Origin of the sequence: Saccharothrix obliqua, assembly GCF_019375475.1 — a bacterium.
Lineage (GTDB): Bacteria > Actinomycetota > Actinomycetes > Mycobacteriales > Pseudonocardiaceae > Actinosynnema > Actinosynnema obliqua.
On sequence record NZ_JAHXGQ010000001.1, the window covers coordinates 462,001 to 487,259 of the forward strand.

Sequence of the window (25,259 nt, forward strand, 5' to 3'; positions counted from 1 at the left end):
AGGGGAGGCGGCGACGCGCGCGGCCCGCGCCGCGAGGCTCTCGGCGGGGGAGCGACGAGAACCCCGCGGGCGCGGTGCCCACCACCGCCTACCCCGGTGTCGCGTGTCGGCCCCCCAGTGCGTCGGCACGCGACACCGGTGGACCGGCTGCCCCCCGTGATCGAGCCGGTCCGGTGGGAGGGCGGCGGTGAACGGTGTCCACTCTGCGCAAGTCGGCTCACAGTCGGCTCACAGCGCCCTGACCTGCGGGAGTTGACGGTGACGACCGAGTTCCTGGTGCTCGGCCCCCTGGAGGTGCGGCACGGCGGCGAGCCGGTGCCGGTGCCCGCGGGCAAGGTCCGGGCGCTGCTCGCGGTGCTGCTGTTGCGCGCCAACGAGACCGTGCCCGCCGACGAGCTGGTGGACGTCCTGTGGGAGGGCGGCGCGCCCAACCCGGACCGCGTGCGGTCCACCCTGCACATGGTGGTGAACCGGCTGCGCCGGGCGCTCGGCGACGCGGCCGGGGTGCGCACGGTGACCGGCGGCTACCGGCTGGACGTGCCGCCGGGCGCGTTGGACCTGCACCGCTACCGGGACCTGGTGTCGGCGGGCCGGTACCACGAGGCGCTGGCGCTGTGGCGTGGCGCGCCGCTGCCGGACGTGCGGTCCGACGCCCTGCACGCCACCGCCGTCGCGCCGCTGCTGGAGGAGCGGCTGGACGTGCTGGAGCGCCGGGTGGACGCGGACCTGGCGGACGGGTTGGCGGGCGAGCTGGTGGCGGAGCTGCGCGCGCTCACCGGGCGGCACCCGCTGCGGGAGCGGTTCTGGGGCCAGCTGGTGCTGGCGCTGTACCGGTCCCAGCGGCAGGCCGACGCGCTCGCCGCGTACCGCGAGGTGCGCGCGGTGTTCGTGGCGGAACTGGGCGTGGAGCCGGGTGCGGCGCTGCGTGAGCTGCACGACCACGTCCTGGTCGCCAACCCGGACCTGGCGCGGCCCGCGCCGCCGCCGGTCGTGGCGCCGACCATGCTGCCCGCGCCCAACCCGCACTTCGTCGCCCGCGAGGCGGAACTGGCGGAGCTGACCGGCCTGGTGACGCGGTCGGCGAGCCGGGTGGCGGTGCTCGGCGGCACGGCGGGTGTCGGCAAGACCACCACCGCCGTGCACTGGGCGCACGCCGTGGCGGACCGGTTCCCGGGCGGCGTGCTGTACGTGAACCTGCGCGGGTTCGACCCGACCGGCGAGCCGTTGTCGCCCGCCGAGGCGGTCCGTGCGTTCCTGGACGCGTTCGAGGTGCCGCCGGGCACCATCCCGGCCGGGCTGGAGGGCCAGGTGGCGTTGTACCGGCGCATCCTCGCCGACCGGTCGGCGCTGGTGGTGCTGGACAACGCGCGGGACGCCGAGCAGGTGCGCCCGCTGCTGCCCGGCGGCGCGCGCTGCTTCGCCGTGGTGACCAGCCGGGACCGGCTGACCGGGCTGGTGGCCAACGAGGGCGCGCACCCGCTGTCGCTGCCGCTGCTGGCGCCCGACGAGGCGGTGGCGCTGCTGACCCGCCGGCTCGGCGCGGACCGCGTGGCGGCCGACCCCGGCGCGACGGCGGAGCTGGCGCGGCGGTGCGCGGGCCTGCCGCTGGCGCTGGCCATCGTCGCCGCGCGGGCCGCGGTCAACCCGGGCTTCGCGTTGCGCGCCGTGGCCGACGAACTCGCCGACGAGCGCCTGCGCCTGGACTACCTGGACGCGGGCGCGCCGGACGCGAACGTGCGCGCGGTGTTCTCCTGGTCGTACCGGTTCGTCGGGCGGGCGGCGGCGCGGATGTTCCGGTTGATCGGCCTGAGCCCGGCGGTGGAGACGTCGGTGGCCGCGGCGGCGGCGCTGGCGGGCGTGCCGGACCAGGCGGCGGCGTCCGCGCTGGCCGAGCTGACCCGCGCGCACCTGCTGTTCGAACCGCACCCCGGCCGGTTCACGACCTACGACCTGCTGCGCCGGTACGCGGCCGAGCTGGCGGAGGCCGAGGACCCCGCGCCGGAGCGGGACGCCGCCGCGGACCGGCTGCTGAACTGGGCCGTGCGGGTGCTGCACCACGCGAACCGGTGGCTGGTGCACGACCTCACCCCGCTGAAGGTGCCGCCGGTGGACGGGCTGAGACCCCGGGAGTTCTCCTCCTTCGCCGAGGCGACCGCGTGGCTCGACCTGGAGCACAACAACCTCGTGCTGCTGGCGCGTGACGCGTTCCAGCGCGGCCGGTGGCAGTACCCGCCGCCGTTCTGCACGCACATGTGGGCCTACCTGAACCTGCGTTACCTCCAGTCCACCGCGCTGGTGCTGTGCGAGATGGCGTTGGAGTCCGCGCGCCGGCTCGGCGACCTCGCCGCGCAGTGCGGCACCCTGAACAACTTCGGCGTGGTGAACGGGCGGCTGGGCCGGTTCGAGGAGGCCATCGGGCACCTCACCGACTCGCTGGCGCTCGCCGAGCGGCTGGAGGACCCGCGCAACACCCGGATCGCGTTGAACAACCTGGGCATGGCGTACAACGCGGTCGGCCGCGACGACCTGGCGCTGGAGGTGCTGACCAGGGCGCTGGCGATCTGCCGCGCGCAGCCGGAGCCGACCGGCGAGACGTTCCTGCTGGACACGCTGGCCACCGTGCACCGGGCGCGGGGCGAGCGGGAGCGGGCGATCGGGTGCCTGACCGAGGCGTTGCGCCTCAACCTGGACCGCGACGACCGCTACTCGGCGGGCATCAACCTGGCGAACCTCGGCCGCCTGCACCTGGAGGCGGGCAGGCCGACCGCCGCCCTCGACGCGCTGGAGCGGGCGCTGGAGCACAGCCGCGCCGTGCACGACCGCCACAACGAGGCCATCGCGCTGGCCCGGCTCGGCGACGTGCTGGCGGGCGGCGGTGAGCGGGACGAGGCACGCGACCACTGGCGGGCGGCGTTGGCGATCCTGCGCGAGCTGGACGCGCCGGAGGCCCGCGAGCTGGGCGAGCGGCTGCTGGCCGCGGCCAGGGTGTGACGCGGGTCGGCCGGTCGGCCGGTCTCCGACCGTAGACTCCCGTGCCGCTCCAGGCGTGCGTCCGGTCCGGCGGTGAAGGTGGGGTTGTGACCGAGTTCAAGGTCCTCGGACCCTTGGAGGTCCGGCACGGCGGCGAGCGGGTGCCGGTGCCCGCCGGGCGGGCGCGGGTGCTGCTCGCCACGCTGCTGCTGCGGGCGAACCGGCCGGTCTCGGCGGACGCGCTGGTGGAACGCCTGTGGGACGGCAGCCCGCCGAACGCGGCCCGCGCGCGGGCCACGCTGCACATGGTGGTGACCCGGCTGCGGCAGGCGCTGGGCCCGGCGAACGTGGTGCGCACCGCCACCCACGGCTACCTGGCCGAGGTGCCGCCGGGTGCGCTGGACCTGGACGCGTTCCGGGAGCTGGCGGCCCGCGGCAGGCCCGCGGAGGCGTTGGCGCTGTGGCGTGGCGACGCGTTGTCCGACGTCCGGTCCGATGCGCTGCACCGCGAGGACGTCGCGCCGCTGGAGGAGGAGCGGCTGGTCGTGCTGGAGCGGCGGCTGGACGCCGACCTGGCCGCGGGCCGGTCCGCCGAGCTGGTCGGCGAGCTGCGGGCGCTGGTCGACCGCCACCCGCTGCGCGAGCGGTTCCGGGGCCACCTCATGCTCGCCCTGTACCGGTCGGGCCGGCAGGCCGAGGCGTTGGCCGCCTACCGGGAGGTGCGTGCCCTGCTCGCCGACGAGCTGGGCGTCGACCCGGGCCCGGAGCTGGTCGAGCTGCACGCCCGCATCCTCGACCGGGGCACGCCACCCGCCGCCGTGCCGCGTCAGCTGCCCGCGCGGACACCGCACTTCGTCGGCCGGGACGCCGAGCTGGGCGCGTTGGACGACCTGCCGGGCGCGGGCGGACCGGTGGTGATCTCCGCCATCGACGGCGCGGGCGGCATCGGCAAGACGGCGCTGGCCGTGACCTGGGCGCACCGCGTGGCGCACCGGTTCCCGGACGGCCAGCTGTACGTGAACCTGCGCGGGTTCGACCCGGTGGCCGAGCCGCTGCACCCGGCCGAGGTGGTGCGCGGGTTCCTCACGGCGCTGGGCGTGCCGCCGGAACGCGTGCCGCCCGGCGCGGACGAGCAGGCCGCGTTGTACCGGACCACGCTCGCCGGGCGGCGGGTGCTGGTGCTGCTGGACAACGCGCGTGACGTGGACCAGGTCCGGCCGCTGCTGCCCGGCAGCGCGCGGTGCCTGACCCTGGTGACCAGCCGCAACCGGCTGGCGGGCCTGGTCGCGCGTGAAGGCGCGCGGCCGGTCGTGCTGGGCGTGCTGGCCGAGCCCGACGCGCGGCGGCTGCTCGCGGGCGTCGTCGGTGCGGACCGGGTGGCCCGCGAACCGGCCGCCGCGACGCGGCTGGTGGAGCTGTGCGCGGGCCTGCCGCTGGCGCTGGCCGTGGTGGCGGCGCGGGCGGCGGTCGACCCGACCCGCCCGCTGGCCGCCCGGGTCGAGGAGCTGGCGGGCGCACGCCTGCCCGCGTTGGACGACGATGACCCGTACAGCGACGTGCGTGCCGTCGTGTCGTGGTCGTACCGGGCGTTGTCGGAGGGCGCGGCGCGGGTGTTCCGGCTGGCGAGCCTGCACCCCGGGCGGACCCTGTCGGCGGCGTCCGCGCGGTCCGCGGCGGGCGTCACCGAGGACGGGGTGCGTGCCGCGCTGGCCGAGCTGGTCGACGCGAACCTGCTGGCCGAGGTGGGCCCGGACCGGTACGCCTACCACGACCTGGTCCGCGAGTGGGCCGCCGAGCGGGCGGGTGACGAGGCCGCCGCCGCGCGTCGCCGCGTCTTCGACCACCTGCTGCACGCGGCGGTCGCCGCGGCGGGGCTGATCGACCCGAGCCGCGGTGCCATGCCCGTGCCGCCCGCACCGCCGGCGGTCGGCGTCGCGCCCTGGCGACCCGCCGACGCGGCCGCCGCGTGGGAGTGGCTGGACGTCGAGTGCGAAGCGCTCATCGCGACCGTGCGCGTCGCGGTCGACGTCGGCGCGGACCAGGTGGCGTGGCAGCTCTGCTGGACCATGGCGCAGTTCTTCGACCGGCGCGGCCGGTGGCACGACTGGCTGGGCGTGCAGCGGCTGGCGATGACGGCCACCGCGCGGCTGGGCGACGACACCGCGCACGCCGTGACGCAGTTCAACGCCGGGCACGTGCTGGCCCGGGTCGGCGCGCACGGCGAGGCGGCCGAGGTGATGGGCGAGGCGCTGGCGGCGTACCGGCGTGCGGGCGACCTGGTCGGCCAGGGCAAGGTCAACCGCACGATGGCGTGGGTGCGCGACCTGGAGGGCCGGTACCCGGAGGCGCTGGAGCACGCCTGGGCGGCCGTCGAGTGCTTCACCGCCGTCGACGACGTGCTGGGCCTCGCCGGCGCGTACAACGCGATCAGCGTCTACGAGACCCAGCTCGGCGACTACCGGTCCGCGCTCGACCACGCCACCCGCGCGGTGGAGGCGCAACGCGCGGCGGGCCACCGCTACGGGCTCGCGAACGCCCTCGACACGCTGGGCTACGCGCACCACCACCTCGGCGACCACCGGCGGGCACTGGCGTGCTTCGCCGAGTCGGTGCGGATCTTCCGGGAGGTCGGCGGCCAGTCGCTGGAGGCGGAGGTGCTGGCCCACCGGGGCGAGGCGGAGGAGGCGCTGGGCGACGTCGTGGCCGCGCGCCGGACGTGGACCGCGGCGCTGGAGCTGATGGACCGGATGGGGCACGTCAAGGCCGACGAGGTGCGTGCCCGCCTCGCCGCCGCCGGGGACACCGGACCGCGGCGGATACCCTCGCCTGGCGGCGGTGACGACGGGGGTGACCGATGAGCTTGCGCGTGGCGGTCGACTTCGGCACGTCCAGCACGTGCGTGGCCATCTCGGTCAACGGCCGGGAACCGCAGGTCGTCGTGGTGGACGGCCAGCCGATCCTGCCCTCCGCCGTGTTCGCCGCCGCCGACGGCGCGTTGTTCGTCGGGCAGGAGGCGGAGCGGCAGGCGGCGGTCGACCCGTCCCGGTACGAGCCGCACCCGAAGCGCCGCGTCGACGAGGGCGAACTGCTGCTGGGCACCAGCGTGCTGAAGGTCGTGGACGTGGTGCGGGCCGTGCTCACCCGCGTGGTGGCCGAGGCGCGGCACGTCGCGGGCGGCGTGCCGGTCGACCTGCTGGTGCTCACGCACCCGGCGGACTGGGGCGCGATCCGCACCAGGGTGCTGCTCGCGGCGGGCCGCGGGCTCGGCCGGGAGCTGCGGCTGGTGCCGGAACCGGTGGCGGCGGCCGTGTTCCACTCGGCGTCGCACGCCGTGCCCGAGGGCGCGGCGCTGGCCGTGCTGGACCTGGGCGGCGGCACCGTGGACGCGAGCGTGGTGACCCGGCAGGGCGGCGCGTTCCGGGTGCTGGCGGCCAAGGGCGACCCGACGTTCGGCGGCGCGGACGTCGACCAGGCGTTGCTGGAGCACGTGGGTTCGCTGGTGTCGCCGCGGGACCCGGAGGCGTGGCGGCAGCTCGTGGAGGGCCGGGAACTGGCCGACCGGCGCAAGCGGCGCGTGCTGCGGCAGGACGTGCGGGGCGCGAAGGAGACGCTGTCCCGCCACTCGTACACCGACGTGCCGATGCCGCCGCCGTTCCCGGACGCGCACGTGACCCGGGCCGACCTGGAGCGCCTGGTGGGCGCGCCGCTGAACCGGGCCGTGGAGCTGCTCGTGGCGGCCGTGCGGGACGCCGGGCTCGACCCCCGCGGCCTGGCCGGGGTGTTCCTGGTCGGCGGCTCCAGCCGCATCCCGCTGGTGGCCCGGCTGGTGCTGGAGCGGACCGGGGTGGTGCCGACCAGCATCGACCAGCCGGAGACGGTGGTGGCGCGCGGCGCGTTGCGCGCGGTGACCACTGACCCGATGCGCACCGGCGCGCTGCCCGACCAGGCGGACGTGACGCACCGGGTCACGACCGACCAGACCCGCCGGATCACCCGCCGCATCCAGCCGGACCTGCCGCCGCCGGTCGGTTTCCCGCACCCCCACCCGCCCCGGACCCGCAACCGCGCGCCGCTCGTCGTCGGCGTGGTGCTCGCGCTGGTCGCGGTGGTGGGTGGAACGGTCGCGTACGCGCTGGCCGTGCGGGAACGCGGCGACCCCACGTCGCCCGCGACGAGCACGACGCCGAGCGCGGGCAAGACCATCGCCCAGTACGACTACGAGTTCGCCCTGCCCGCGGGCTGGGAGCAGACCGGCGGCGCCGCCGAGACCCGGCAGGTGTTCATCAAGCCGGTCGACCGGGCCGGGCGCCCGGACGACGTGATCGCGGTGACGGAGCAGAAGCTCACCTACGACTCGTCGGCCGACCGCGGTCGGGCGGTCGCCCAGCTGCGTGCCGAGTACGACCGGGGCGGCGGGCGGGAGTTGTCCGGTTTCGCCGAGAACGCGAACTTCGGCGGCAAGGATGTCGTCTACTACCGGGAGCAGGCCGGCACCGTGACCGTCGACTGGTACGTGTTCTTCCAGCGCGACGCGCAGGTGAGCGTGGGCTGCCAGTACCCGGACCCGGGCCAGGACCGGGTCCGCCCGGCGTGCGAGCAGGTGGTGCGCACGCTGACCGTGACGAACTGACTTGGGTGGGTGGCAGATGACCGGCGTCCCGGAGGCTTTCGACAGGTTCCGCGCGGACCTCGCCGCGGCCGTGACCAGGGGCAGGCGGGCCGCCGCCGCGGCCGGCGCGAAGAACGCCGCGCTGCGGGACCGGAACCGGGAGTCGGCGCGGCAGGCGCGGGACCGCGCCGTGCGGCCCGGCGAGCACGTGCCGACGCCCGACGACGTGCGGCGGGTGGCCACCGGGTTCCGCGAGTACCGGGGTTTGCCGGTGGACCGCTTGCCGGACGCCGCCGAACTGCTCGCGCCGCCCGGGAAATCGCAGGAGCAAACGGACGCGAATGCAAATACCGCGTCCGCGCCGGAGCCGTCGGGATCGCGCCCGGTGGCCGGGCCGAGCGGCCAACTGCCCCCGGAAACAGGCGATGACGAGGACTTTTCGCAAGCGCGAATCCTGTACTGAGCCGGCGTGGCGGCGTCGTCCGTTTACTAGCGCAACTACTTCCGAAGAAGTCGCGACAGCGTGGAACCGGGCGTGGCAGGGTCTGCGTCTGAAGCCGTGTACGAACCGAGAAGGCAACGCATGCCTGATCTCGCCGACTTAGGGGGTCATACCCAATGGCTGGTTACGCAACCGGAGTCCCGGCGCTCCAGAACGCCGCCAAGGACATCATGGACACCAACGGGAACGTTCAGGGCATCCTGAACAACCTGCGGAACACCATCGACGGCCTTGCCCCCGCGTGGAAGGGTTCGGCGGCGGACGCGTTCACCAACCTGATGAACCGCTTCAACGACGACGCCGCCAAGCTCCAGGAGGCGCTGGTCGGCATCGCCGAGCAGATCACCGGCACGGTGCAGACCTACGTGCAGCAGGAAGAGGAGCAGTCCTCCGAGATGTCGACCATCCTCGGTCGCCTCGGCGGCGGTGCGTGACGGCGAATTCATTTTCGCCCGCTCCACTGCTTTTCCTGGAATACCTTTCCGCACAGTGTGACCTGACTTCCAAGGGGAGACCATGAACGACGAGATCAAGATCGACTTCGGCGCCCTCGGTTCGGCGGCCGGTGACATCCAGAGCCAGGCCAACCAGGTGCAGCAGCAGCTGGAGGACCTGAAGTCCCGCATCGCGCCCGTCATCGCGCAGTGGGACGGTGCCACCTCCGGCGCCTACCAGGAGGTCCAGGCCAAGTGGGACCAGTCGGCCGCCGACCTCCAGCAGGTGCTCGCCGCGATCGGCACCGCCGTCGCCTCGGCGAACGACGCCTACTCCGCCGCGGAGCAGAAGAACACCGCGCGTTGGTGAACCGCGTCACCGCGTGACCCCGCGGGCCCCGGAGCCGTCCTCGGCTGCCGGGGCCCGCGCGCGCGGTCGGCACGCCACCGGTCGGGACGCGACCGGTGGGCGCGCCGCGCCACGCCGGGCGGTCCGGCGGCACGCGGCCCGCTTGTCGGGTCGACACGTGCCGGCTCGGCGGCCCGCGCCGGACCGGTCGTGACCGGGCGGGCACGTGTCGACCCGGCGATCCGCACCGCGCGGTCGTGACCGGGCGGGCACGTGCCGACCCGGCGGCCCGCGCCGCGCGGTCGTGACCGGGCGGGCACGTGCCGACCCGGCGGCCCGCACCGGACCGGTCGTGACCGACCGGCACGTGGCAGCGCGCCGGCACCCCGGCCGGGGCGGTCGAGGGGGGTCGTTTTGACCCGACCATGACCCACCCGGTATCTTCCTACGTTGTTGTGCGGTACTCGGTGCGCACTCGCGTGCCGTGTTCTGGTCCACCTGCCCACCTGGGGTGCCTGGCCTGAGCAGCCGCCGCAATGACCCCAGACGCAAGTGACGACGAGGTAGACCCGTGCGCACGTACAGCCCGAAGCCCGGCGAGGTGACCCGAGCCTGGCACGTGATCGACGCCCAGGACGTGGTGCTCGGTCGGCTCGCCACCCAGGCCGCGACGCTGCTGCGCGGCAAGCACAAGCCGACTTACGCCCCCCACGTTGACACCGGTGACTTCGTCATCATCGTCAACGCGGACAAGGTGGCGCTGACCGGCAAGAAGCGCGACCAGGAGTTCGTGTACCGCCACTCCGGCCACCCCGGCGGCCTGCGTCAGAAGTCGTTCGGCGAGGTGCTCGACACCCGGGCCGACCGGCTGGTCGAGAAGGCCATCAAGGGCATGCTGCCCAAGAACCGCCTCGGCCGCGTGATCGCAGCCAAGCTCAAGGTCTACACGGGCCCGACCCACCCGCACGCGGCGCAGCAGCCGCAGCCGTTCGAGATCAAGAAGGTCGCCCAGTGACCGAGCCGTACACCGAGGAAGCCGAAGTGACCACCCCTGAGGTCGACGCGCCGGTCGAGGCCGAGGCCCCGGCCGAGGTCGAAGCCGTCGAGTCCGCCGACGTGGACGAGGCCGCCGAGCAGGCGCCCGCCCCCGTCGCCCGCCCCGTGCTCAGCGCGGGCGCGCACCACCTGGCGCAGACCGTGGGCCGCCGCAAGGAGGCCATCGTCCGCGTGCGCCTGCTGCCCGGCACCGGCAAGTTCACCCTGAACGGGAAGTCGCTGGAGCAGTATTTCCCGAACAAGGTGCACCAGCAGCTCATCCGCGAGCCCCTGGTGACCACCGAGAAGCCCGAGACCTTCGACGTCGTCGCGAACCTGCGCGGCGGCGGCACCACCGGTCAGGCCGGCGCGCTGCGCCTGGCCATCGCCCGCGCGCTGATCGCCGTGGACTCCGAGGACCGCCCGGTGCTGAAGAAGGCCGGCTTCCTCACCCGTGACCCCCGGGTCAAGGAGCGCAAGAAGTACGGCCTCAAGAAGGCGCGCAAGGCGCCTCAGTACAGCAAGCGCTGATCGAGCGCCGAGCACCACCCTGCGGGAGCAGTCAGTTCTTCACCGAACTGCTGCTCCCGCAGTCTTTTCCCCACCCGGCGATGTGTGGTTGATCACGGAGGTCATGGCGGTCATGGGTCGGTTGTTCGGCACGGACGGTGTACGTGGTCTGGCGAACGCCGACCTCACCCCCGAACTCGCGTTGTCGGTCGCCGCGTCGGCGGCCCGCGTGCTCGCCGAACACGATCGCTCGCACCGACCCGTGGCCGTGGTCGGCCGCGACCCGCGGGCCAGCGGCGAGATGCTGGAAGCCGCCGTCGTGGCGGGCCTGACCGCCTCCGGCGCGGACGTGCTGCGCGTGGGCGTGCTGCCGACGCCCGCCGTCGCGCACCTGGTCGGAGCGCTGGGCGCGGACATGGGCGTGATGATCTCCGCCTCGCACAACCCGATGCCCGACAACGGCATCAAGCTGTTCGGCGGTGGCGGGCACAAGCTGCCGGACGCCGTCGAGGACGAGATCGAGCGCAAGATGGGTGAGGCGCACACCCGGCCCACCGGCGCGGAGATCGGCCGCGTGCGTGACGTCGAGGACGCCGAGGCCCGGTACGTGCGGCACCTGCTGGACGTGACGCCGCACCGCCTGGACGGCCTCAAGGTCGTGGTGGACTGCGCGCACGGCGCCGCGTACGCCGCCGCGCCGGACGCCTACCGCCGGGCGGGCGCCGAGGTCATCGCCATCCACGCCGCGCCCGACGGCCTGAACATCAACGACGGCTGCGGCTCCACCCACCTGGACCTGGTGCGTGCCGCCGTCCTGGAGCACGGGGCCGACCTGGGCATCGCGCACGACGGCGACGCGGACCGCTGCCTCGCGGTGGACGCGGCGGGCAACGAGGTCGACGGCGACCAGATCATGGCCGTCATCGCGCTGGCCATGCAGGAAGCGGGCGAGCTGACCGACGACACGCTCGTGGCGACCGTGATGAGCAACCTCGGCCTGCACATCGCCATGCGCGAGCACGGTGTGACGCTGCGCACCACGGCCGTGGGTGACCGGTACGTGCTGGAGGAGCTGCACGCGGGCGGGTTCGCGCTCGGCGGCGAGCAGTCGGGCCACGTGGTGCTGCCCGCCCACGCCACCACCGGTGACGGTCTGCTGACCGCGCTGCGGCTGATGTCGCGGATGGCGCAGACCGGGAAACCGCTGGCCGAGCTGGCGGGCGTGATGCGCCGCCTGCCGCAGGTGCTGATCAACGTCGTCGTCGGCGACAAGGCGGCCGTGGCCGGTGCCGCCGCGGTGAACGACGCCGTGGCCGCGGTCAGCGAGGAGCTGGGTGACACCGGTCGCGTGCTGTTGCGGCCGTCCGGCACCGAGCAGCTGGTGCGGGTCATGGTGGAGGCGTCGACGCACGAACTCGCGGAGTCCGCCGCGCGCCGCCTCGCCGGTGTGGTTTCCTCGGTGGGCTGACGCCGTCTAGTCCGTCGGGGGTGCCGGAATGGGCATTGGCTTCATCCCGCTGATCGGGATCGTGCTGCTCGTCATCGCCGCGGTGGTGGTGGTCGTCGTGCTGGTGAAGAGGAGCAGGAGCCGCGCCGCCCAACCCGGCTACGGCCCGCCTCCCGGCTACGGTCAGCCCTTCCCGGGTCAGCCCGTTCAGGGGCAACCCTTCCCGGGGCAGCCCCTTCCCGGCCAACCGGCCCCGGGTCAGGCGTTTCCCGGACAGCCCGGTCCGCCGACCCCGGGTCAAGCCTTCCCGGGGCAGTTCGCGCCCGGCGGCACCCCGCCCGCCCAGGGGGCGCCCGGGTGGCCCGACCCGAACGGTCCGGGTGGGTCCGGCCAGGGTCCGCGGCCCCCATTCCCGCAGACGCAGTTCCCGCCCTCGCCGCAGTAGTCGCGCACCCCCGGCCGCCACTCGCGCGTTCACACCTGCAAGGAGCAGGTGGGAATTGCCGCGAAGCGGTCCCGGTGGCTGTCACGATGGGAACCGGGTACCGGGGCGTCGCGTCCCAACGAACGAGTTCGGCTGAAGGGTCGTGGCCGTCGTGCCACGGAGGGGAGTGAGGCGCCGTGGCCGGTTACAACACCAGCACCGAGGCGATGCAAAAAGCCTCGAAGGGCATTTCCGACGCCGCGAAGGACACGGGGGAAGACCTCAAGAAGGTCGGTCAGACGGAAACCGCCGACGCCGATTTCGGCCAGGCGCACAAACAGCACTTCGGCAAGTACAAGTCCGGGATCGAGAATTTCGGCAAGGGTATCGCCAACATGGCGGGCACGCTCCAGGGTTTCGCGGGCCGGATCGCGTCCGGCGCCGCGACCTACGGTGACGTCGAGGCGACGAACGCGACCAACGTGGGGAGCCAGCACTGATGGCCGGGCCGAGCTGGGACGACGTGAAGGCGGTCCTCGACGACCCGAACGTGTCCGAGGAGAAGAAGGCGGACTTGATGCACGCCTACGTCTCCGCCACCCCGCCGTGGGACATCCCGGACGGCGCCGACACGTACAAGGACCGGTACGACACCTCGAGCTTCTGGAACTGGGGCGACTACGCGGGTCGCGGCGACAACCTCCAGAGCCGCCTGGACGAGGCGAAGGCCGAGAGCGACACCAAGGGCTACAACAGCCGCGAGCAGACCAAGGCCGTGGACGAGGGCCAGAAGTCGCTGGAGGGCAAGCAGCCGCCGACCGCGGCCGGTTCCGGCACCAAGACGTCGGACGAGCTGTTCGACGCGGGCAAGGCCGGCCTGAAGGTCTTCGAGAAGTTCCTGCCGATCTGGAACAACCGGCCCGGCGACTGCCTCGGCAACACGTCCAACCTGGACTTCGGCAACCACATCCAGAAGCCGTACGACGAGCAGCGCGGCATCAACTTCCAGAAGCTGCTCCAGGAAGCCGACGAGTTCAGCACCGCCAAGTCGAAGATCGACGACATGAAGGCGGACGTCGACGGGCAGCTCAAGACGCTGTACGGCGAGTGGGAGGGCAAGGCCGCCACCAAGTCGTACGAGCACTACACGGACCAGATCGTCCCGAAGATCACCGAACTCGGCGACGGCCTGAACGGCGCGGCGGACCTGACCCGGACCGCGGTCGGCGGCGTGTACCAGTTGTGCAAGGGCAAGGCGGACGAGGTCCTGGACATGTACCGGGAGCGGATCGCCAAGGCCGACACGTACATGGCGGAGAAGGTCGTCTCGTTCGCGCGTGGCGAGGGCGACTACTCCAAGGACCGCGTGCGTGAGATCGCGGGTTGGGTCGACTCGGTGGTCGAGGGCAGCAACATCGCCGACCGCCTCAACGACGACGACTGCTCCTTGAACGACGAGAACAAGGAGTACGCGATCAACCAGTGCAAGCGCTGGATCCAGCAGTCGTTCAACGTCGAGTTCTGGGGCCTGTACGAGCAGTTCAAGGGCTGCTGCGAGGACACCAAGACCTCGGTGGACGGCAAGTGGGAGACGCTCGCCTCCTACATGGCCGAGTTCGAGAACCCGTTCCCCGCGCCCGCCGACGACAAGGGCGGCGATGACGGCAACGGGAACGGGAACGGCAACGGCACTGGGAACGGGAACGGGAACGGCACGGGGGGCAGCACCGGCACCGGCGGTGGTGGCGGCACCGGCACCGGTGGCGGCTCGGGTTCCGGTGGCGGCGGCGGGACGCCGTCCGTGCCGGAGATCCCGAAGCCGGAGAACCCGCTCGACAAGGACGGCGACGGCAAGCCGGACGTCAAGATCCCCGGTGACACCGACGGTGACGGCAAGCCCGACGTCAAGATCCCGGGCGACACCGACGGCGACGGCAAGCCCGACGACCTCGACGGCGACGGCAAACCCGACGGCAAGCCGGACGGGCTGAAGGGCGAGGAGGAAGCGCCCGAGACCGTCACCATCAAGAGCGGTGACAACGAGATCAAGGTCACCGAGCCGGACGCCAACGGCCACGTGAAGATCACCGTCGACACGCCGACCAGCGAGCCGAAGACCTACGACGTCGACTTCAGCAAGAACCCCGACGCGCTCAAGGCCCTCACCGGCCAGCAGGGCGGTGCGGCGTTGGCCGGAGCGTTGGCGGGTGCGACGCCGACCACCCCCGGCACGCCGACCGCTCCCGGCGCACCGACGACGCCCGGCGCGCCCGACGCCGCCACGCCGGTGGCGGCGGGTCCGGACGGCAAGGCGCTGATCCAGCTGGAGGGCCTGGCGATCACCGCCGAGGTCGACCCGCTGACCGGCGAGATCAACCTGACCGTGGACAACGGCGACGGCACCCCCGAGGAGTACGGCGTCGAGTTCGGCGAGGACTCGAAGGACGTCCCCGGCATCCCCACCATCGAAGGCGCCGTGCCGCTGCCCGCCGAGGGCGACCAGGTGACCACCATGCCCGCGCCCGCCGACGAGACGTTCCGACCGGAACCCCCGCTCGCCGACGGCGGGTCCGGTGGCGGTGCGGGGGCGGGCTTCACCACCGCGGAAGGCACCCTCGCCGCCGACATCGGTTTCGACCGGGTCGAGACGGCCCCGGCCGCCGGTTTCGCGCCGGACAGCGCGGTTCCCGCGAGCGCGACGGCGGCGGCCGGCTTCGCGGCGGCCGACGCCGGCCTGGCGACACCGCCCTCCGGCTTCACCCCGCCGTCCGGTTTCACCCCTCCCGAGGCGATGCCCGGCGGTGCCGCGCACTCCGGGTTCGGCTTCACCGAGCCGGTCGCGCAGCAGTCCTCGTTCTCGCCGCCGGGGCAGTTCTCGCCGGGGCAGTTCGCACCGGCCGACCACGGCCCGCTGGTGGCGTCCGACCCGAGCGGCACGACGACGGCGTCCGGCGCGTCCGTGTTCGGCGGTTCCGGCGGGACGAGCGGGTTCAACGGTGCGGACTCGGTGCTCGGCGGCGGTTCGCCGGGTGCGGACAACACGTGGACCAGTCCGCCGTCCGACCGCGCCGACCAGGGGTTGAACGCCGACACCAACACGTCCAACGCGGGGCAGCCCGGTGGGGCGACGTTGCCGTCCATGCAGGACCAGCACGCGCAGTCGGCCCAGAGCCCGATGGGTGGCGGCATGATGGGCGGCGGGATGATGGGTGGTGGCATGGCGGGTGCCGGCCAGCAGCAGGGCGGTGACAGCGAGCGCAGCCCGGGGCAGTGGCGCACCACCGGTTCGCTGTTCGACGACGACCTGAGCCTCAGCCGCGTGCAGGGCGTGCTGGGTGAGGAGGGCCGATGAGCGTCGCGTCGGACCGGTTGGCCGCGGCCAAGAGCCGGATGGACCAGATCTCCCGCGAGCACGCCGACCGGCGGGAGCTGAGGGAACGCCACTCCCGGGAGGCCAGGGAGAAGGCGGGGCAGAGCCTCGACAAGCAGGCCGCGGTCGCGGAGAAGACCATCGAGCGCATCCAGGAGGCCGGCAAGCGCCAGAAGGCAGCCGGCGGCTGGGGCACCACGGCGGCCACCGAGAAGAAGGGCGGCGAGTACCGCTTCGGGGCGGAGGAGGACGAACCCACCTACGAGGCCCCCGCGCCCGGCAACACCTGGGTGTCCTCCACCCCGCCGCCACCCACCCCGCCCCCGCCGGTCACGCCACCGCCACCCGCACCCCGCCCGACTCCGCCGCGCCCGGCACCACGCCGCCCGGCTCCGGTGGACGACGATGACGATTTCGGCGGGCAGAGCTGGCTGACATGAGCCCGAGCCGACCGGCCGGCCCCCGCGCCCGCCGGGTCGGGTGCCCGGCCGGGTCGCACTCCGGTCGGTGTGCGCTCGCCGGACTCGGCGCCCGCAGGCCCCGGCCGGCCGAGGGCGCGGTCAGCTCGTGGCCAGGGCGGGGCGGTGGTAGGTCAGGGGTGCGCCCTTCACGTCGTTCTCCAGGAGGGCGTCCCACTGGCGCTCGCCCTTGAGCACGCGTAGCAGGAACGCCGTCACCAACGCCCGCGCCAAGCGCTGCGCGCCGTGCGCCCCGCGGCCGTCCAGCAGGAGTTCGCTCCAGTGCCTGCCCTCGGCGAACCCGAGGTGCGACACCTTCGGCAGGGTCCGCACCTGCACCGGCCCCCGCCACGCCTCGGCGATCGCCTCCGCGTGCCCGACCGGCGGAGCGATGCGGTCCTCCCCGGCGGCCAGGTGGAGGGCCGGCACGCCGACACCCCGGGCCGCGTCCAGAGCGGACGGCCGGGTCTCGGAGGCGGCCAGCGTCACCACGGCCCGGACGCGCTCGTCGCCCGCCGCCGCCAACACCGCCGCGCCGCCACCGGCACCGTGCCCGGCCACGGCCAGCCGCTCCGCGTCGACGCTGATGTCGCCCTCGCCCAACCGCACGCCGGTGCACACGTCGAGCGCCGTCCGCAGGTCACCCGCGAGCAACCGCGCCGACAGCAGCGGCCCGCGGCGGGCACCGGGCGCGGTCGCCACGAAACCCCACGACGCCAGGTGCCGCAGCAACGCCCGGTACCGCGTCACGGGCTGCAACCAGCCGTGCCCGAACGCCACGGCGGGCAGGCCCAGGCCCACCGCCGGGGTGTAGACGAGGCCGGGCAGGCCGACCAGCGCCAGATCACCTCGCAGCACCCGGTGCTCACCGGGCCTGCCGAGCTGGTCGAGCACCTGCTTCGCCGAGTAGCCGCTCACCGCGTGAACGGTAGTCGATCGCCCGCCGGCCCCGCACGCCCGGATTGGTCTACACCAATACCGGGTGCGACCTGGGGAAACACCCGCGAACGTCACTTTCCGAAGGTGGCGCTGGTCTGGTTACGCTGTGCGGCGTGTGCGGAATCGTGGGATACGTGGGCCACCGCCCGGCGCTGGACGTCGTGCTGGACGGGCTGCGACGGCTGGAGTACCGGGGCTACGACTCGGCGGGCGTCGCGGTGCTGGACGGCGCGGGCAACCTGGCCGTCGAGCGCAAGGCCGGCCGGCTGGCCAACCTGGAGGAGCGCCTGGACGAGGTGGGCCGCGCCGGCTTCGCGGGCACGGCCGGCATGGGCCACACCCGCTGGGCCACGCACGGCGCGCCCGTCGACCGCAACTCCCACCCGCACCGCGACGCGACCGGCCGGGTGGCCGTCGTCCACAACGGCATCATCGAGAACTTCGCCGCGCTCCGCGCGGAACTGGAGGGGCTCGGCGTCGAGCTGACCAGCGACACCGACACCGAGACCACCGCCCACCTGATCGCCCTCGCCTACCGGGACGGCGACACGCGGGGCGACCTCCCGGCCAGCGTGCGCTCGGTGGTCCGCCGCCTGGAGGGCGCGTTCACGCTGGTCGTCACGCACGCCGACGAACCGGACCTGGTGGTCGCCGCCCGCCGCTCCTCGCCGCTGGTGGTGGGCGTCGGCGAGGGTGAGACGTTCGTCGCGTCCGACGTGTCCGCGTTCATCGAGCACACCCGCGAGGCCGTCGAACTCGGCCAGGACCAGGTGGTCGTGATCGACCGCGCCGGCTACACCGTGACCGACTTCCGGGGCGAACCCGCCGCGGCCACCCCGTTCACGGTCGACTGGGACCTGTCCGCCGCCGAGAAGGGCGGCCACGAATACTTCATGCTCAAGGAGATCGAGGAGCAGCCCGAAGCGCTCGCGAACACCCTGCGCGGCCACTTCCGCGACGGCCGGGTGGTGCTCGACGAGCAACGCCTGTCCGACCAGGACCTGCGCGACGTGGACAAGGTGTTCGTCGTCGCCTGCGGCTCGGCCTACCACTCGGGCCTGGTCGCCAAGTACGCCATCGAGCACTGGACGCGCCTGCCGGTCGAGGTGGAGCTGGCCTCCGAGTTCCGCTACCGCGACCCGGTGCTGGACCGCGACACGCTGGTGGTCGCGGTGTCCCAGTCCGGCGAGACCGCCGACACGCTGGAGGCCGTCCGCCACGCCCGCGCCCAGAAGGCACGCGTGCTCGCCGTCTGCAACACCAACGGCGCGCAGATCCCGCGCGAGTCCGACGCGGTCCTCTACACGCACGCCGGCCCGGAGATCGGCGTGGCGTCGACCAAGGCGTTCCTCGCCCAGATCGCCGCCAACTACCTGGTCGGCCTCGCGCTGGCCCAGGCACGCGGCACGAAGTACCCCGACGAGGTGGCCCGCGAGTTCCACGAGCTGGAGACGACGCCGGAGGCGGTGCGCCGGGTCCTCGGCACGGTCGACCAGGTGCGCGCCCTCGGCCGCGAGCTGGCCGACTCCAAGGCCGTCCTCTTCCTCGGCCGCCACGTCGGCTACCCGGTGGCCCTGGAAGGCGCGTTGAAGCTGAAGGAACTGGCCTACATGCACGCCGAGGGCTTCGCGGCGGGCGAGTTGAAGCACGGCCCGATCGCGTTGATCGAGCAGGGCCTGCCGGTGGTCGTGGTGATGCCCTCGCCCAAGGGCCGGCCGGTGCTGCACGCCAAGCTGGTGTCCAACATCAGCGAGATCCAGGCCCGCGGCGCGCGGACCGTCGTGATCGCCGAGGAGGGCGACGAGGCGGTGCGGCCGTTCGCGGACCACCTGGTGGAGCTGCCCGCCGTGTCCACCCTCCTCCAGCCGCTGGTCTCCACCGTGCCGCTCCAGGTCCTGGCCGCCGAGATCGCCCGCAGCCGCGGCTACGACGTGGACAAGCCGCGCAACCTCGCGAAGTCCGTGACGGTCGAGTAGGCCACCACCCGGCGGTGCGGCACGCGGCCGGACGCGGCAGGCTGTCCCGCTATGCGGGGACTGTGGACCACCGCCCGGGTCCGGGCGGCCGAGGAACGGCTCATGGGGCGGGTGCCCACCGGATCGCTGATGCGGCGGGCCGCGTTCGGCGTCGCGGTGGCGGCGGCGGACGTGCTGGGCGGCAAGCGGCGGGTCGGGTTGCTGGTCGGCGCGGGCAACAACGGCGGTGACGCGTTGTGGGCCGGGTACTACCTGCGCCGACGCGGGTTCGCCGTGTCCGCCGTGCTGCTCGACCCGGAACGCGCGCACGCCGAGGGGCTGGCCGCGTTCCGGCGCGCGGGTGGTCGGGTCGTGGACCGGCTGGGCGAGGTCGACCTGGTGGTGGACGGCATCGTCGGCCTGTCCGGGCGCGGTCCGCTGCGGCCCGCCGCCGCCGAGCACGTGGCGCACCTGGACGCCCCGGTCCTCGCGGTCGACTCGCCCAGCGGCGTCGACCCCGACACGGGCGCGGTGGACGGGCCCGCGGTGCGGGCGGCGGTCACCGTGACGTTCGGCTGCCTCAAACCCGTGCACGCGTTGGCCGACTGCGGCGAGGTGCGGTTGGTGGACATCGGTCTCGGCCCCGAACTCGCCGGGCCGGACCTGCTGGAACTCGACGTGGACGACGTCGGCTCGGCGTGGCCGGTGCCCGGTCCCACCGACGACAAGTACACGCAGGGCGTGACCGGCGTCGCGGCCGGGTCGGCGACCTACCCCGGCGCGGGCGTGCTGGCGACCGGCGCGGCGCTGCTCGCGACGTCCGGCATGGTCCGGTACGCCGGTGCGGCGGCGGAGGCCGTGCGGGCGCGGTGGCCGGAGGCCATCTGCACCGGGACGACCACGGACGCCGGGCGCGTGCAGTCGTGGGTCGTCGGACCCGGCCTCGGCACCGGGCTGGGCGCGGAGGACGTGCTGCGGACCGTGCTGGGCGCGGGCGTGCCCGTGTGCGCGGACGCCGACGCGATCACCATGCTCGCCAACAACCCCGACCTGTGGGACGCCCGCGACCCGGGCACGCCCCTGGTGCTCACCCCGCACGACCGGGAGTTCGAGCGGCTGGCGGGGGAGGTCGGCGCGGACCGGGTGGCGGCGGCGTCGCGGGCGGCGGTGCGGTTCGGCGCCGTGGTGCTGCTCAAGGGGCACGCCACGGTGGTGGCCGGCCCGGACGGGCGGGTGCTGGTCAACCGGGCCCGGACGTCGTGGGCGGCGACCGCCGGGTCGGGCGACGTGCTGTCCGGCCTGATCGGCGCGCTGCTGGCGGCCGGCCTGGACCCGCTGCTCGCGGCGGGCTGCGCCGCCCGGGTGCACGTGCTGGCCGCCGAGCTGGCCGCCGACGGCGCGCCCGTCACGGCGGGCGCGCTGCTCGCCGCGGTGCCGGACGCGATCCGCGCGGTGCGGCCGGAGCCGAAGTGACGTGTTGGCCCATTCGGACGCCCGGACCCCTCCCTGTGTCACCATGAACGGTGTTATGGCTGCTCCACGCGCTGAGGTCGTGATCGACCTCGACAAGCTCCGGCACAACGTCTCCGTCCTGGCCGGTCACGCGCCCGCCGCGCGGACCATGGTCGTGGTCAAGGCCGACGGCTACGGGCACGGCGCGGTGGAGGTGGCGAGAGCGGCGCTGGAGGCGGGCGCGACCTGGCTCGGCGCGTGCTCGCTGGCCGAGGCGCTGGTGCTGCGCGCCGCCGGTGTCCGCGCGCCGGTGCTGGCCTGGCTGGACCCGGTGGGCACGGACTACGCGCCCGGCGTCGAAGCGGGCGTCGACCTGTCCGTGAGTTCGGCGCGGCAGCTCGCCGAGGTCGCCGAGGCCGCCCGCGCGGTCGGCAGGCGGGCCGCGATCCACCTCAAGATCGACACCGGGCTGTCCCGCAACGGGTGCCCGGCGCACGAGTGGGGCGCGCTGGTGGAGAAGGCCGCCGCCACGCCCGAGGTGGAGGTGCGTGCCGTGTGGTCGCACCTGGCGTGCGCCGACGAGATCGGGCACCCGGCGACCGACGCGCAGGCCGCGCGGTTCGCCGACGCCTGCGGCGAGGCCGTGGCGGCGGGCCTGGACCCGATGCGGCACATCGCGAACTCGGCCGCCGTGCTCACCCGCCCCGACCTGCACTTCGACCTCGTGCGGCCGGGTATCGCGGTGTACGGGCTGAACCCGGTGCCGGTGCCGGTCGACCTGCGGCCGGTGATGACGTTCCGGTCGTCGGTGGCGGCCGTCAAGAGGATCGCGGCGGGCGACGCCGTGTCGTACGGGTTCACCTGGACCGCTCCGGCGGACACGACGGTGGCGCTGGTGCCCGTCGGCTACGCGGACGGCGTGCCGCGTGCCCTGTCCAACCGGATGGACGTGTGGCTCGGCGGTCGGCGGCGGCCCGTCGTCGGTCGCGTGTGCATGGACCAGCTCGTGGTGGACTGCGGGGACGACCTGGTCGTCGAGGGCGACGAGGTGGTGTTGTTCGGCTCCGGCGAGCACGGCGAGCCGACCGCCCGCGAGTGGGCCGACCGCACCGGCACCATCGACTACGAGATCGTCACCGGCATGTACCGGCCGCGGGTGACCAGGACCTACCGGTGAACGCGGTGTGGAAGGCCGTCGGCTGGGCCGGCGGCGTCCTGGGCGCGGCGGCCACCGGCGCCGCGGTCGGCCTGGTGGCGAACCAGCGGCGGGCGGCCGAGCGCCGGCCGGTCGGGGTGCCGGAGGAGCCGCCGGGCGAGCTGCGCCCCACCCGCGAGTCGACGGTGGCGGCCGACGACGGCGTGCCGCTGGCCGCGGAGGAGGTCGACCCGGACGACGGCGGCGAGCCCGCGCTGACCGTCGTGCTGGTGCACGGTTTCGCGCTGGACCGGCGGTCCTGGCACTTCCAGCGGCGCGACCTGGCGGCGCTCACCGAGCCCCGGGTCCGGCAGGTGCTCTACGACCAGCGGGGCCACGGCCGGTCCGGCCGGTCCGGCGCCGAGTCGAGCACCATCGACCAGCTCGCCCGCGACCTGGACGCGGTGTTGCGGACCCTGGCGCCGGACGGGCCGTTGGTGCTCGTCGGGCACTCCATGGGCGGTATGACGATCATGGCGTTGGCGGAGCAGCGGCCGGAGCTGTTCGCGGACCGGGTGCGCGGCGTGGCGTTGATCGGCACGGCGGCGGGCGCGGTCGGCGGCGCCGGGCTGCCCAAGTCCGTGCTGTCCCGGTACAACCCGGTGACGCTGGGCGTGGGCAGGCTCGCCGGCCTCCAGCCGGACCTCGTGGAGTGGGCGCGGCGGCGGGCGGGCACGGTGACGCGGCGCGGCATCCGGGTGCTGGCGTTCGGCGACCGGCACGTCGACCCGTCGCTGGTCGACCTGATGGACCGGATGATCGCCGGCACGTCGGTGCAGGTGCTCACCGAGTTCCTGGAGACGCTGGGCACGCACAACCGGTACAAGGCGCTGGCCGGGTTGCGGCACTGCGAGGTGCTGGTGGTCGGCGGCGACGCGGACCGGCTGACGCCGTTCTCGCACGCCGAGCGGATGGCGGCGGAGATGCCGCACGGCGAACTGGTCCGCGCGGCCGGCGCGGGTCACATGGTGATGTTGGAGCGCCCCGACGTGGTGACCGGGCACCTGGCGGCCCTGGCCCGGCGCTGCGCGGTGGGCCGGACGGAGAGCAGGCGGCGGTGGCGACGAGCGTGACCCTCCCGAAGGTGGAGGACACCGAGGAGTTCGGGCGCAGGTTGGGCGGGCTGGTGCGGGGCGGCGACCTGCTGCTGCTCGCCGGTCCGCTGGGCGCGGGCAAGACCGCGCTGGTGCGCGGGCTCGCGGCCGGGCTGGGCGTGGGCGGGCGGGTCAGCTCGCCGACGTTCGTGATCGCCCGCGTGCACGACCCCGCGCCGGGCGGGCGCGGCGTGCCGCTGGTGCACGTCGACGCGTACCGGCTGGGCGGCGACCTGGGCGAGCTGGACGACCTCGACCTGGACACCGACCTGGTGGACGCCGTGGTGGCCGTGGAGTGGGGCGAGGGCGGCGCGGAGCGGCTGTCCGAGGACCACCTGCTGATCACCCTGGAACGTCACGACGACGACGTCCGCACGGCCCGCCTGGAGCCGCACGGCGCGTGGGCCGCCCGCGAACTGCCGGTGTGAGCCGGGGGCTCACCGCAGCTCGCGCTTGAGCACCTTGCCCATGTCGTTGCGGGGCAAGGATTCCACGTACCGGACCACGCGGGGCCGCTTGTGCGGGGTGAGCAGGCGGGCCACGTGGTCGGCCAGCTCCTCCGGCGTGGCCGGTGTCGTGGTGGGCACCACCCACGCCACGACCCGCTCGCCGAGGTCGTCGTCCGGTTCGCCGGTCACCGCGACCTCGGCGACGCCGGGGTGCTCCAGCAGGGCGTTCTCGACCTCGCCCGCGCCGATCTTGTAACCACCGCTCTTGATCAGGTCGGTGGCGCGCCTGCCCACCAGCCGCAGGTAGCCGTCCGGTTCCACGACGGCCAGGTCGCCGGTGCGGAACCACCCGTCCTCGGTGAACGCCGCGCGCGTGGCGTCCGGCCGGTTCAGGTACTCCAGGAACAGGTTCGGCCCGCGCACCTCGACCTCGCCCGGCTCGTCGCCGACGACCCGCACCTCCACGCCGTCCAGCGGCGGGCCGACGGTGCCGGGCCGCCGGTCGCCGGACGCGCGGACGCTGGTGTTCATCAACGTCTCGGTCATCCCGTACCGCTCGACCACGCGCTGCCCGGTCAGGGCCGTCAGCTCGGCGTGCAGCGTCGCGGGCAGCGGCGCGGAACCGGACACCAGCAGGCGGGCCTTCGCGAACGACGCCGCGTGCTCCGGCGCGCGTGCGATCCGGTGGTACATGGTGGGCACGCCGAACAACACCGTGCCGTCGCCGTCCAGCGCCCCGGCCGCCGCCGCGACGTCGAACGAGCCCAGGTGGTGCACGGTGCCACCGCGCCGCAGCGGCCCGATCACCCCGATGCCCAGGCCGTGCACGTGGAACAGCGGCAGGCCGTGCACCACCACGTCGTCGGCGGTCCACTCCCACGCGTCGGCCAACGCGTCCAGGTTCGTCGCGAGCGCCCGGCGCGGCAGCACCACGCCCTTCGGCGGCCCGGTCGTGCCGGACGTGTAGACGATCAACGCGGGTGCTCCGGCGGGTGGTTCCGGCAGGTCCGCGGGCGGGCCGGTGGGCAGCACGTCGTCCACCACCAGGTCCGGCGCGCTGTCGGTGAGGACGTGGTCGAGTTCGCGTTCCCCGAGCTTCGGGTTCAGCGGCACCACGGGCACGCCCGCCAGCAGCGCGCCGACCACCGCGACGCAGGTGCGCGCGTCCGACCGCGCCCACACCGCGATCCGCCGCCGCCCGACCAGCCCGGCGGCGACGGCGCGGGCCTGCTCGGCCAGTTCCGGGTAGGTCAGCTCGTGGCCGGGGAACCGCAGGGCCACTTTCGCGGGCGTCGACGCCAGGGCGGGCAGCAGCATCCGCCCACCTTGGCGGCAGCCGGCGCGGCACGCATCACAAGTGTGCTTCGAGCCACGTCTTGAGCTGCGCCTTCGGCCGCGCGCCGACCACCTCCGCGACCAGCTCGCCGTCCCGGTAGAGGTGGAGCGTCGGCAGGCCGAGCACGCCCCGGTCGCGCGCGGTGGTCGGGTTCGCGTCGGTGTCGATCTTCGCGAACGTGACGGCGGGCAGCTCCCGGTCCAGCTCGGCCAGCACCGGTTCGATCATCCGGCACGGCGGGCACCAGGTGGCGGTGAACTCGACCAGCACCGCGCCGGTGCTGGTCTGGTCGGTGAACGTCTCGTCGGTCAGCGCGTGCACGGTCGTCTCCTCAGCTCTGCCTGGTCCAGTTGCGCGCGCACCCGCTCACGGGCGGCTTCCAGCCGGTCGATGCACTCGTCCAGCTCGGCGAGCTTGCGCCGGTACACCGCCACCGACGCGGGGCACGCGTCCCCGCTGGGGTGGCCGGTGCGCAGGCACTCCACGAACGGCCGGGTGTCCTCCAGCGCGAACCCGATCCCGGTCAGCGACCGGATCTCGGCGACCAGGCGCACATCGTCCTCGTCGTATTCGCGTTGCCCGTTCGCGCTGCGGCGTGCGGTGAGCAGACCCAGGGACTCGTAGTAACGCAGCGCCCTGGTGGTCGTCCCACCCCGCCGTGCCAGTTCACCGATGCGCACGTGCCGATCCTCCGACTTGACGTGGACGTCAAGTCCAGTGTGCGTCAGGCC

21 protein-coding genes are annotated in these 25,259 nt (G+C 74.3%); 17 read left to right on the forward strand and 4 right to left on the reverse strand.

Annotated features, from left to right (window positions below):
* Positions 1–258: 258 nt before the first annotated feature.
* The 12 genes from KZQ38_RS02450 (at position 259) to KZQ38_RS02505 (ending at position 16,090) form a co-directional block, all read left to right on the forward strand.
* Positions 259–2,991, forward strand: a complete 2,733-nt coding sequence (locus KZQ38_RS02450) for an AfsR/SARP family transcriptional regulator (protein ID WP_219437920.1) — start codon at positions 259–261, stop codon at positions 2,989–2,991.
* 86 nt (positions 2,992–3,077) lie between these two features.
* Complete coding sequence (locus KZQ38_RS02455) at positions 3,078–5,828, forward strand: AfsR/SARP family transcriptional regulator (RefSeq protein WP_219437922.1); 2,751 nt, start codon at positions 3,078–3,080, stop codon at positions 5,826–5,828.
* Positions 5,825–7,600 (forward strand): type VII secretion-associated protein, encoded by a 1,776-nt coding sequence (locus KZQ38_RS02460; RefSeq protein ID WP_219437924.1) that lies wholly within the window; start codon positions 5,825–5,827, stop codon positions 7,598–7,600. The genes KZQ38_RS02455 and KZQ38_RS02460 overlap by 4 nt, the downstream gene beginning before the upstream one ends.
* Positions 7,601–7,616: 16 nt before the next feature.
* Positions 7,617–8,042 carry a hypothetical protein gene (locus tag KZQ38_RS02465; RefSeq protein WP_219437926.1) on the forward strand — a complete coding sequence of 142 codons (426 nt, stop codon included), beginning with the start codon at positions 7,617–7,619 and terminating at the stop codon, positions 8,040–8,042.
* 155 nt (positions 8,043–8,197) lie between these two features.
* Positions 8,198–8,515, forward strand: coding sequence for a WXG100 family type VII secretion target (locus KZQ38_RS02470; protein WP_219437928.1), 318 nt, complete (start codon positions 8,198–8,200; stop codon positions 8,513–8,515).
* 82 nt (positions 8,516–8,597) lie between these two features.
* Complete coding sequence (locus tag KZQ38_RS02475; protein WP_219437929.1) at positions 8,598–8,885, forward strand: WXG100 family type VII secretion target; 288 nt, start codon at positions 8,598–8,600, stop codon at positions 8,883–8,885.
* 550 nt (positions 8,886–9,435) lie between these two features.
* Positions 9,436–9,879 carry a 50S ribosomal protein L13 gene (gene rplM / locus KZQ38_RS02480; protein WP_219437931.1) on the forward strand — a complete coding sequence of 148 codons (444 nt, stop codon included), beginning with the start codon at positions 9,436–9,438 and terminating at the stop codon, positions 9,877–9,879.
* Positions 9,880–9,905: 26 nt separating this feature from the next.
* On the forward strand, positions 9,906–10,430 hold the full coding sequence (gene rpsI / locus KZQ38_RS02485) for a 30S ribosomal protein S9 (RefSeq protein WP_219439282.1): 525 nt from the start codon (positions 9,906–9,908) through the stop codon (positions 10,428–10,430).
* Between the two features lie 112 nt (positions 10,431–10,542).
* Positions 10,543–11,877 (forward strand): phosphoglucosamine mutase, encoded by a 1,335-nt coding sequence (gene glmM, locus KZQ38_RS02490; RefSeq protein WP_219439284.1) that lies wholly within the window; start codon positions 10,543–10,545, stop codon positions 11,875–11,877.
* Between the two features lie 600 nt (positions 11,878–12,477).
* A complete protein-coding gene (locus KZQ38_RS02495) occupies positions 12,478–12,780 on the forward strand; it encodes a hypothetical protein (protein WP_219437933.1) in 303 nt (100 codons plus the stop codon).
* Positions 12,780–15,632 (forward strand): WXG100 family type VII secretion target, encoded by a 2,853-nt coding sequence (locus tag KZQ38_RS36880; RefSeq protein ID WP_219437935.1) that lies wholly within the window; start codon positions 12,780–12,782, stop codon positions 15,630–15,632. The genes KZQ38_RS02495 and KZQ38_RS36880 overlap by 1 nt, the downstream gene beginning before the upstream one ends.
* Positions 15,629–16,090, forward strand: coding sequence for a hypothetical protein (locus tag KZQ38_RS02505; RefSeq protein ID WP_219437937.1), 462 nt, complete (start codon positions 15,629–15,631; stop codon positions 16,088–16,090). The genes KZQ38_RS36880 and KZQ38_RS02505 overlap by 4 nt, the downstream gene beginning before the upstream one ends.
* Positions 16,091–16,210: 120 nt before the next feature.
* On the opposite strand, the gene KZQ38_RS02510 is transcribed toward KZQ38_RS02505, so the two are convergent.
* Positions 16,211–17,026, reverse strand: coding sequence for a dienelactone hydrolase family protein (locus KZQ38_RS02510; RefSeq protein WP_219437939.1), 816 nt, complete (start codon positions 17,024–17,026; stop codon positions 16,211–16,213).
* 134 nt (positions 17,027–17,160) lie between these two features.
* Here KZQ38_RS02510 and glmS point away from each other — a divergent pair, with 134 nt between their 5' ends.
* Genes glmS through tsaE form a run of 5 tightly spaced genes read left to right on the forward strand, consistent with a single transcriptional unit; the run spans position 17,161 to position 23,171 of the window.
* A complete protein-coding gene (glmS, locus tag KZQ38_RS02515; RefSeq protein WP_219437941.1) occupies positions 17,161–19,023 on the forward strand; it encodes a glutamine--fructose-6-phosphate transaminase (isomerizing) in 1,863 nt (620 codons plus the stop codon).
* A gap of 51 nt (positions 19,024–19,074) precedes the next feature.
* On the forward strand, positions 19,075–20,475 hold the full coding sequence (locus tag KZQ38_RS02520) for an NAD(P)H-hydrate dehydratase (protein ID WP_219437943.1): 1,401 nt from the start codon (positions 19,075–19,077) through the stop codon (positions 20,473–20,475).
* A 55-nt stretch (positions 20,476–20,530) separates the two neighbouring features.
* Positions 20,531–21,631: an alanine racemase gene (gene alr / locus KZQ38_RS02525; protein ID WP_219437945.1), complete on the forward strand. Its 1,101-nt coding sequence runs from the start codon at positions 20,531–20,533 to the stop codon at positions 21,629–21,631.
* The gene (locus KZQ38_RS02530; protein WP_219437947.1) at positions 21,628–22,722 is read left to right on the forward strand and encodes an alpha/beta fold hydrolase; all 1,095 of its coding nucleotides are present in this window, start codon (positions 21,628–21,630) and stop codon (positions 22,720–22,722) included. The genes alr and KZQ38_RS02530 overlap by 4 nt, the downstream gene beginning before the upstream one ends.
* Entirely contained in the window at positions 22,707–23,171 is a 465-nt protein-coding gene (gene tsaE, locus KZQ38_RS02535) for a tRNA (adenosine(37)-N6)-threonylcarbamoyltransferase complex ATPase subunit type 1 TsaE (RefSeq protein ID WP_219437949.1), read from the forward strand. The genes KZQ38_RS02530 and tsaE overlap by 16 nt, the downstream gene beginning before the upstream one ends.
* A 9-nt stretch (positions 23,172–23,180) precedes the next feature.
* Here the strand turns inward: tsaE and KZQ38_RS02540 are convergent, their stop codons facing one another.
* Genes KZQ38_RS02540 through KZQ38_RS02550 form a run of 3 tightly spaced genes read right to left on the reverse strand, consistent with a single transcriptional unit; the run spans position 23,181 to position 25,208 of the window.
* Positions 23,181–24,509, reverse strand: coding sequence for an acyl-CoA synthetase (locus tag KZQ38_RS02540; RefSeq protein WP_219437951.1), 1,329 nt, complete (start codon positions 24,507–24,509; stop codon positions 23,181–23,183).
* Between the two features lie 34 nt (positions 24,510–24,543).
* Entirely contained in the window at positions 24,544–24,849 is a 306-nt protein-coding gene (locus KZQ38_RS02545) for a thioredoxin family protein (protein ID WP_219437953.1), read from the reverse strand.
* The gene (locus tag KZQ38_RS02550; RefSeq protein WP_219437955.1) at positions 24,837–25,208 is read right to left on the reverse strand and encodes a MerR family transcriptional regulator; all 372 of its coding nucleotides are present in this window, start codon (positions 25,206–25,208) and stop codon (positions 24,837–24,839) included. Before KZQ38_RS02550 ends, KZQ38_RS02545 begins: the two co-directional genes overlap by 13 nt.
* Positions 25,209–25,259 lie beyond the last annotated feature (51 nt).

Coding starts and splice junctions, on each gene's coding strand:
- KZQ38_RS02460 (WP_219437924.1), top strand. CDS start 5,825: ATGAGCTTGCGCGTGGCGGTCGACTTCGGCACGTCCAGCACGTGCGTG.
- KZQ38_RS02465 (WP_219437926.1), top strand. CDS start 7,617: ATGACCGGCGTCCCGGAGGCTTTCGACAGGTTCCGCGCGGACCTCGCC.
- KZQ38_RS02470 (WP_219437928.1), top strand. CDS start 8,198: ATGGCTGGTTACGCAACCGGAGTCCCGGCGCTCCAGAACGCCGCCAAG.
- KZQ38_RS02475 (WP_219437929.1), top strand. CDS start 8,598: ATGAACGACGAGATCAAGATCGACTTCGGCGCCCTCGGTTCGGCGGCC.
- glmM (WP_219439284.1), top strand. CDS start 10,543: ATGGGTCGGTTGTTCGGCACGGACGGTGTACGTGGTCTGGCGAACGCC.
- KZQ38_RS36880 (WP_219437935.1), top strand. CDS start 12,780: ATGGCCGGGCCGAGCTGGGACGACGTGAAGGCGGTCCTCGACGACCCG.
- KZQ38_RS02505 (WP_219437937.1), top strand. CDS start 15,629: ATGAGCGTCGCGTCGGACCGGTTGGCCGCGGCCAAGAGCCGGATGGAC.
- KZQ38_RS02520 (WP_219437943.1), top strand. CDS start 19,075: ATGCGGGGACTGTGGACCACCGCCCGGGTCCGGGCGGCCGAGGAACGG.
- alr (WP_219437945.1), top strand. CDS start 20,531: ATGGCTGCTCCACGCGCTGAGGTCGTGATCGACCTCGACAAGCTCCGG.
- KZQ38_RS02540 (WP_219437951.1), bottom strand. CDS start 24,509: ATGCTGCTGCCCGCCCTGGCGTCGACGCCCGCGAAAGTGGCCCTGCGG.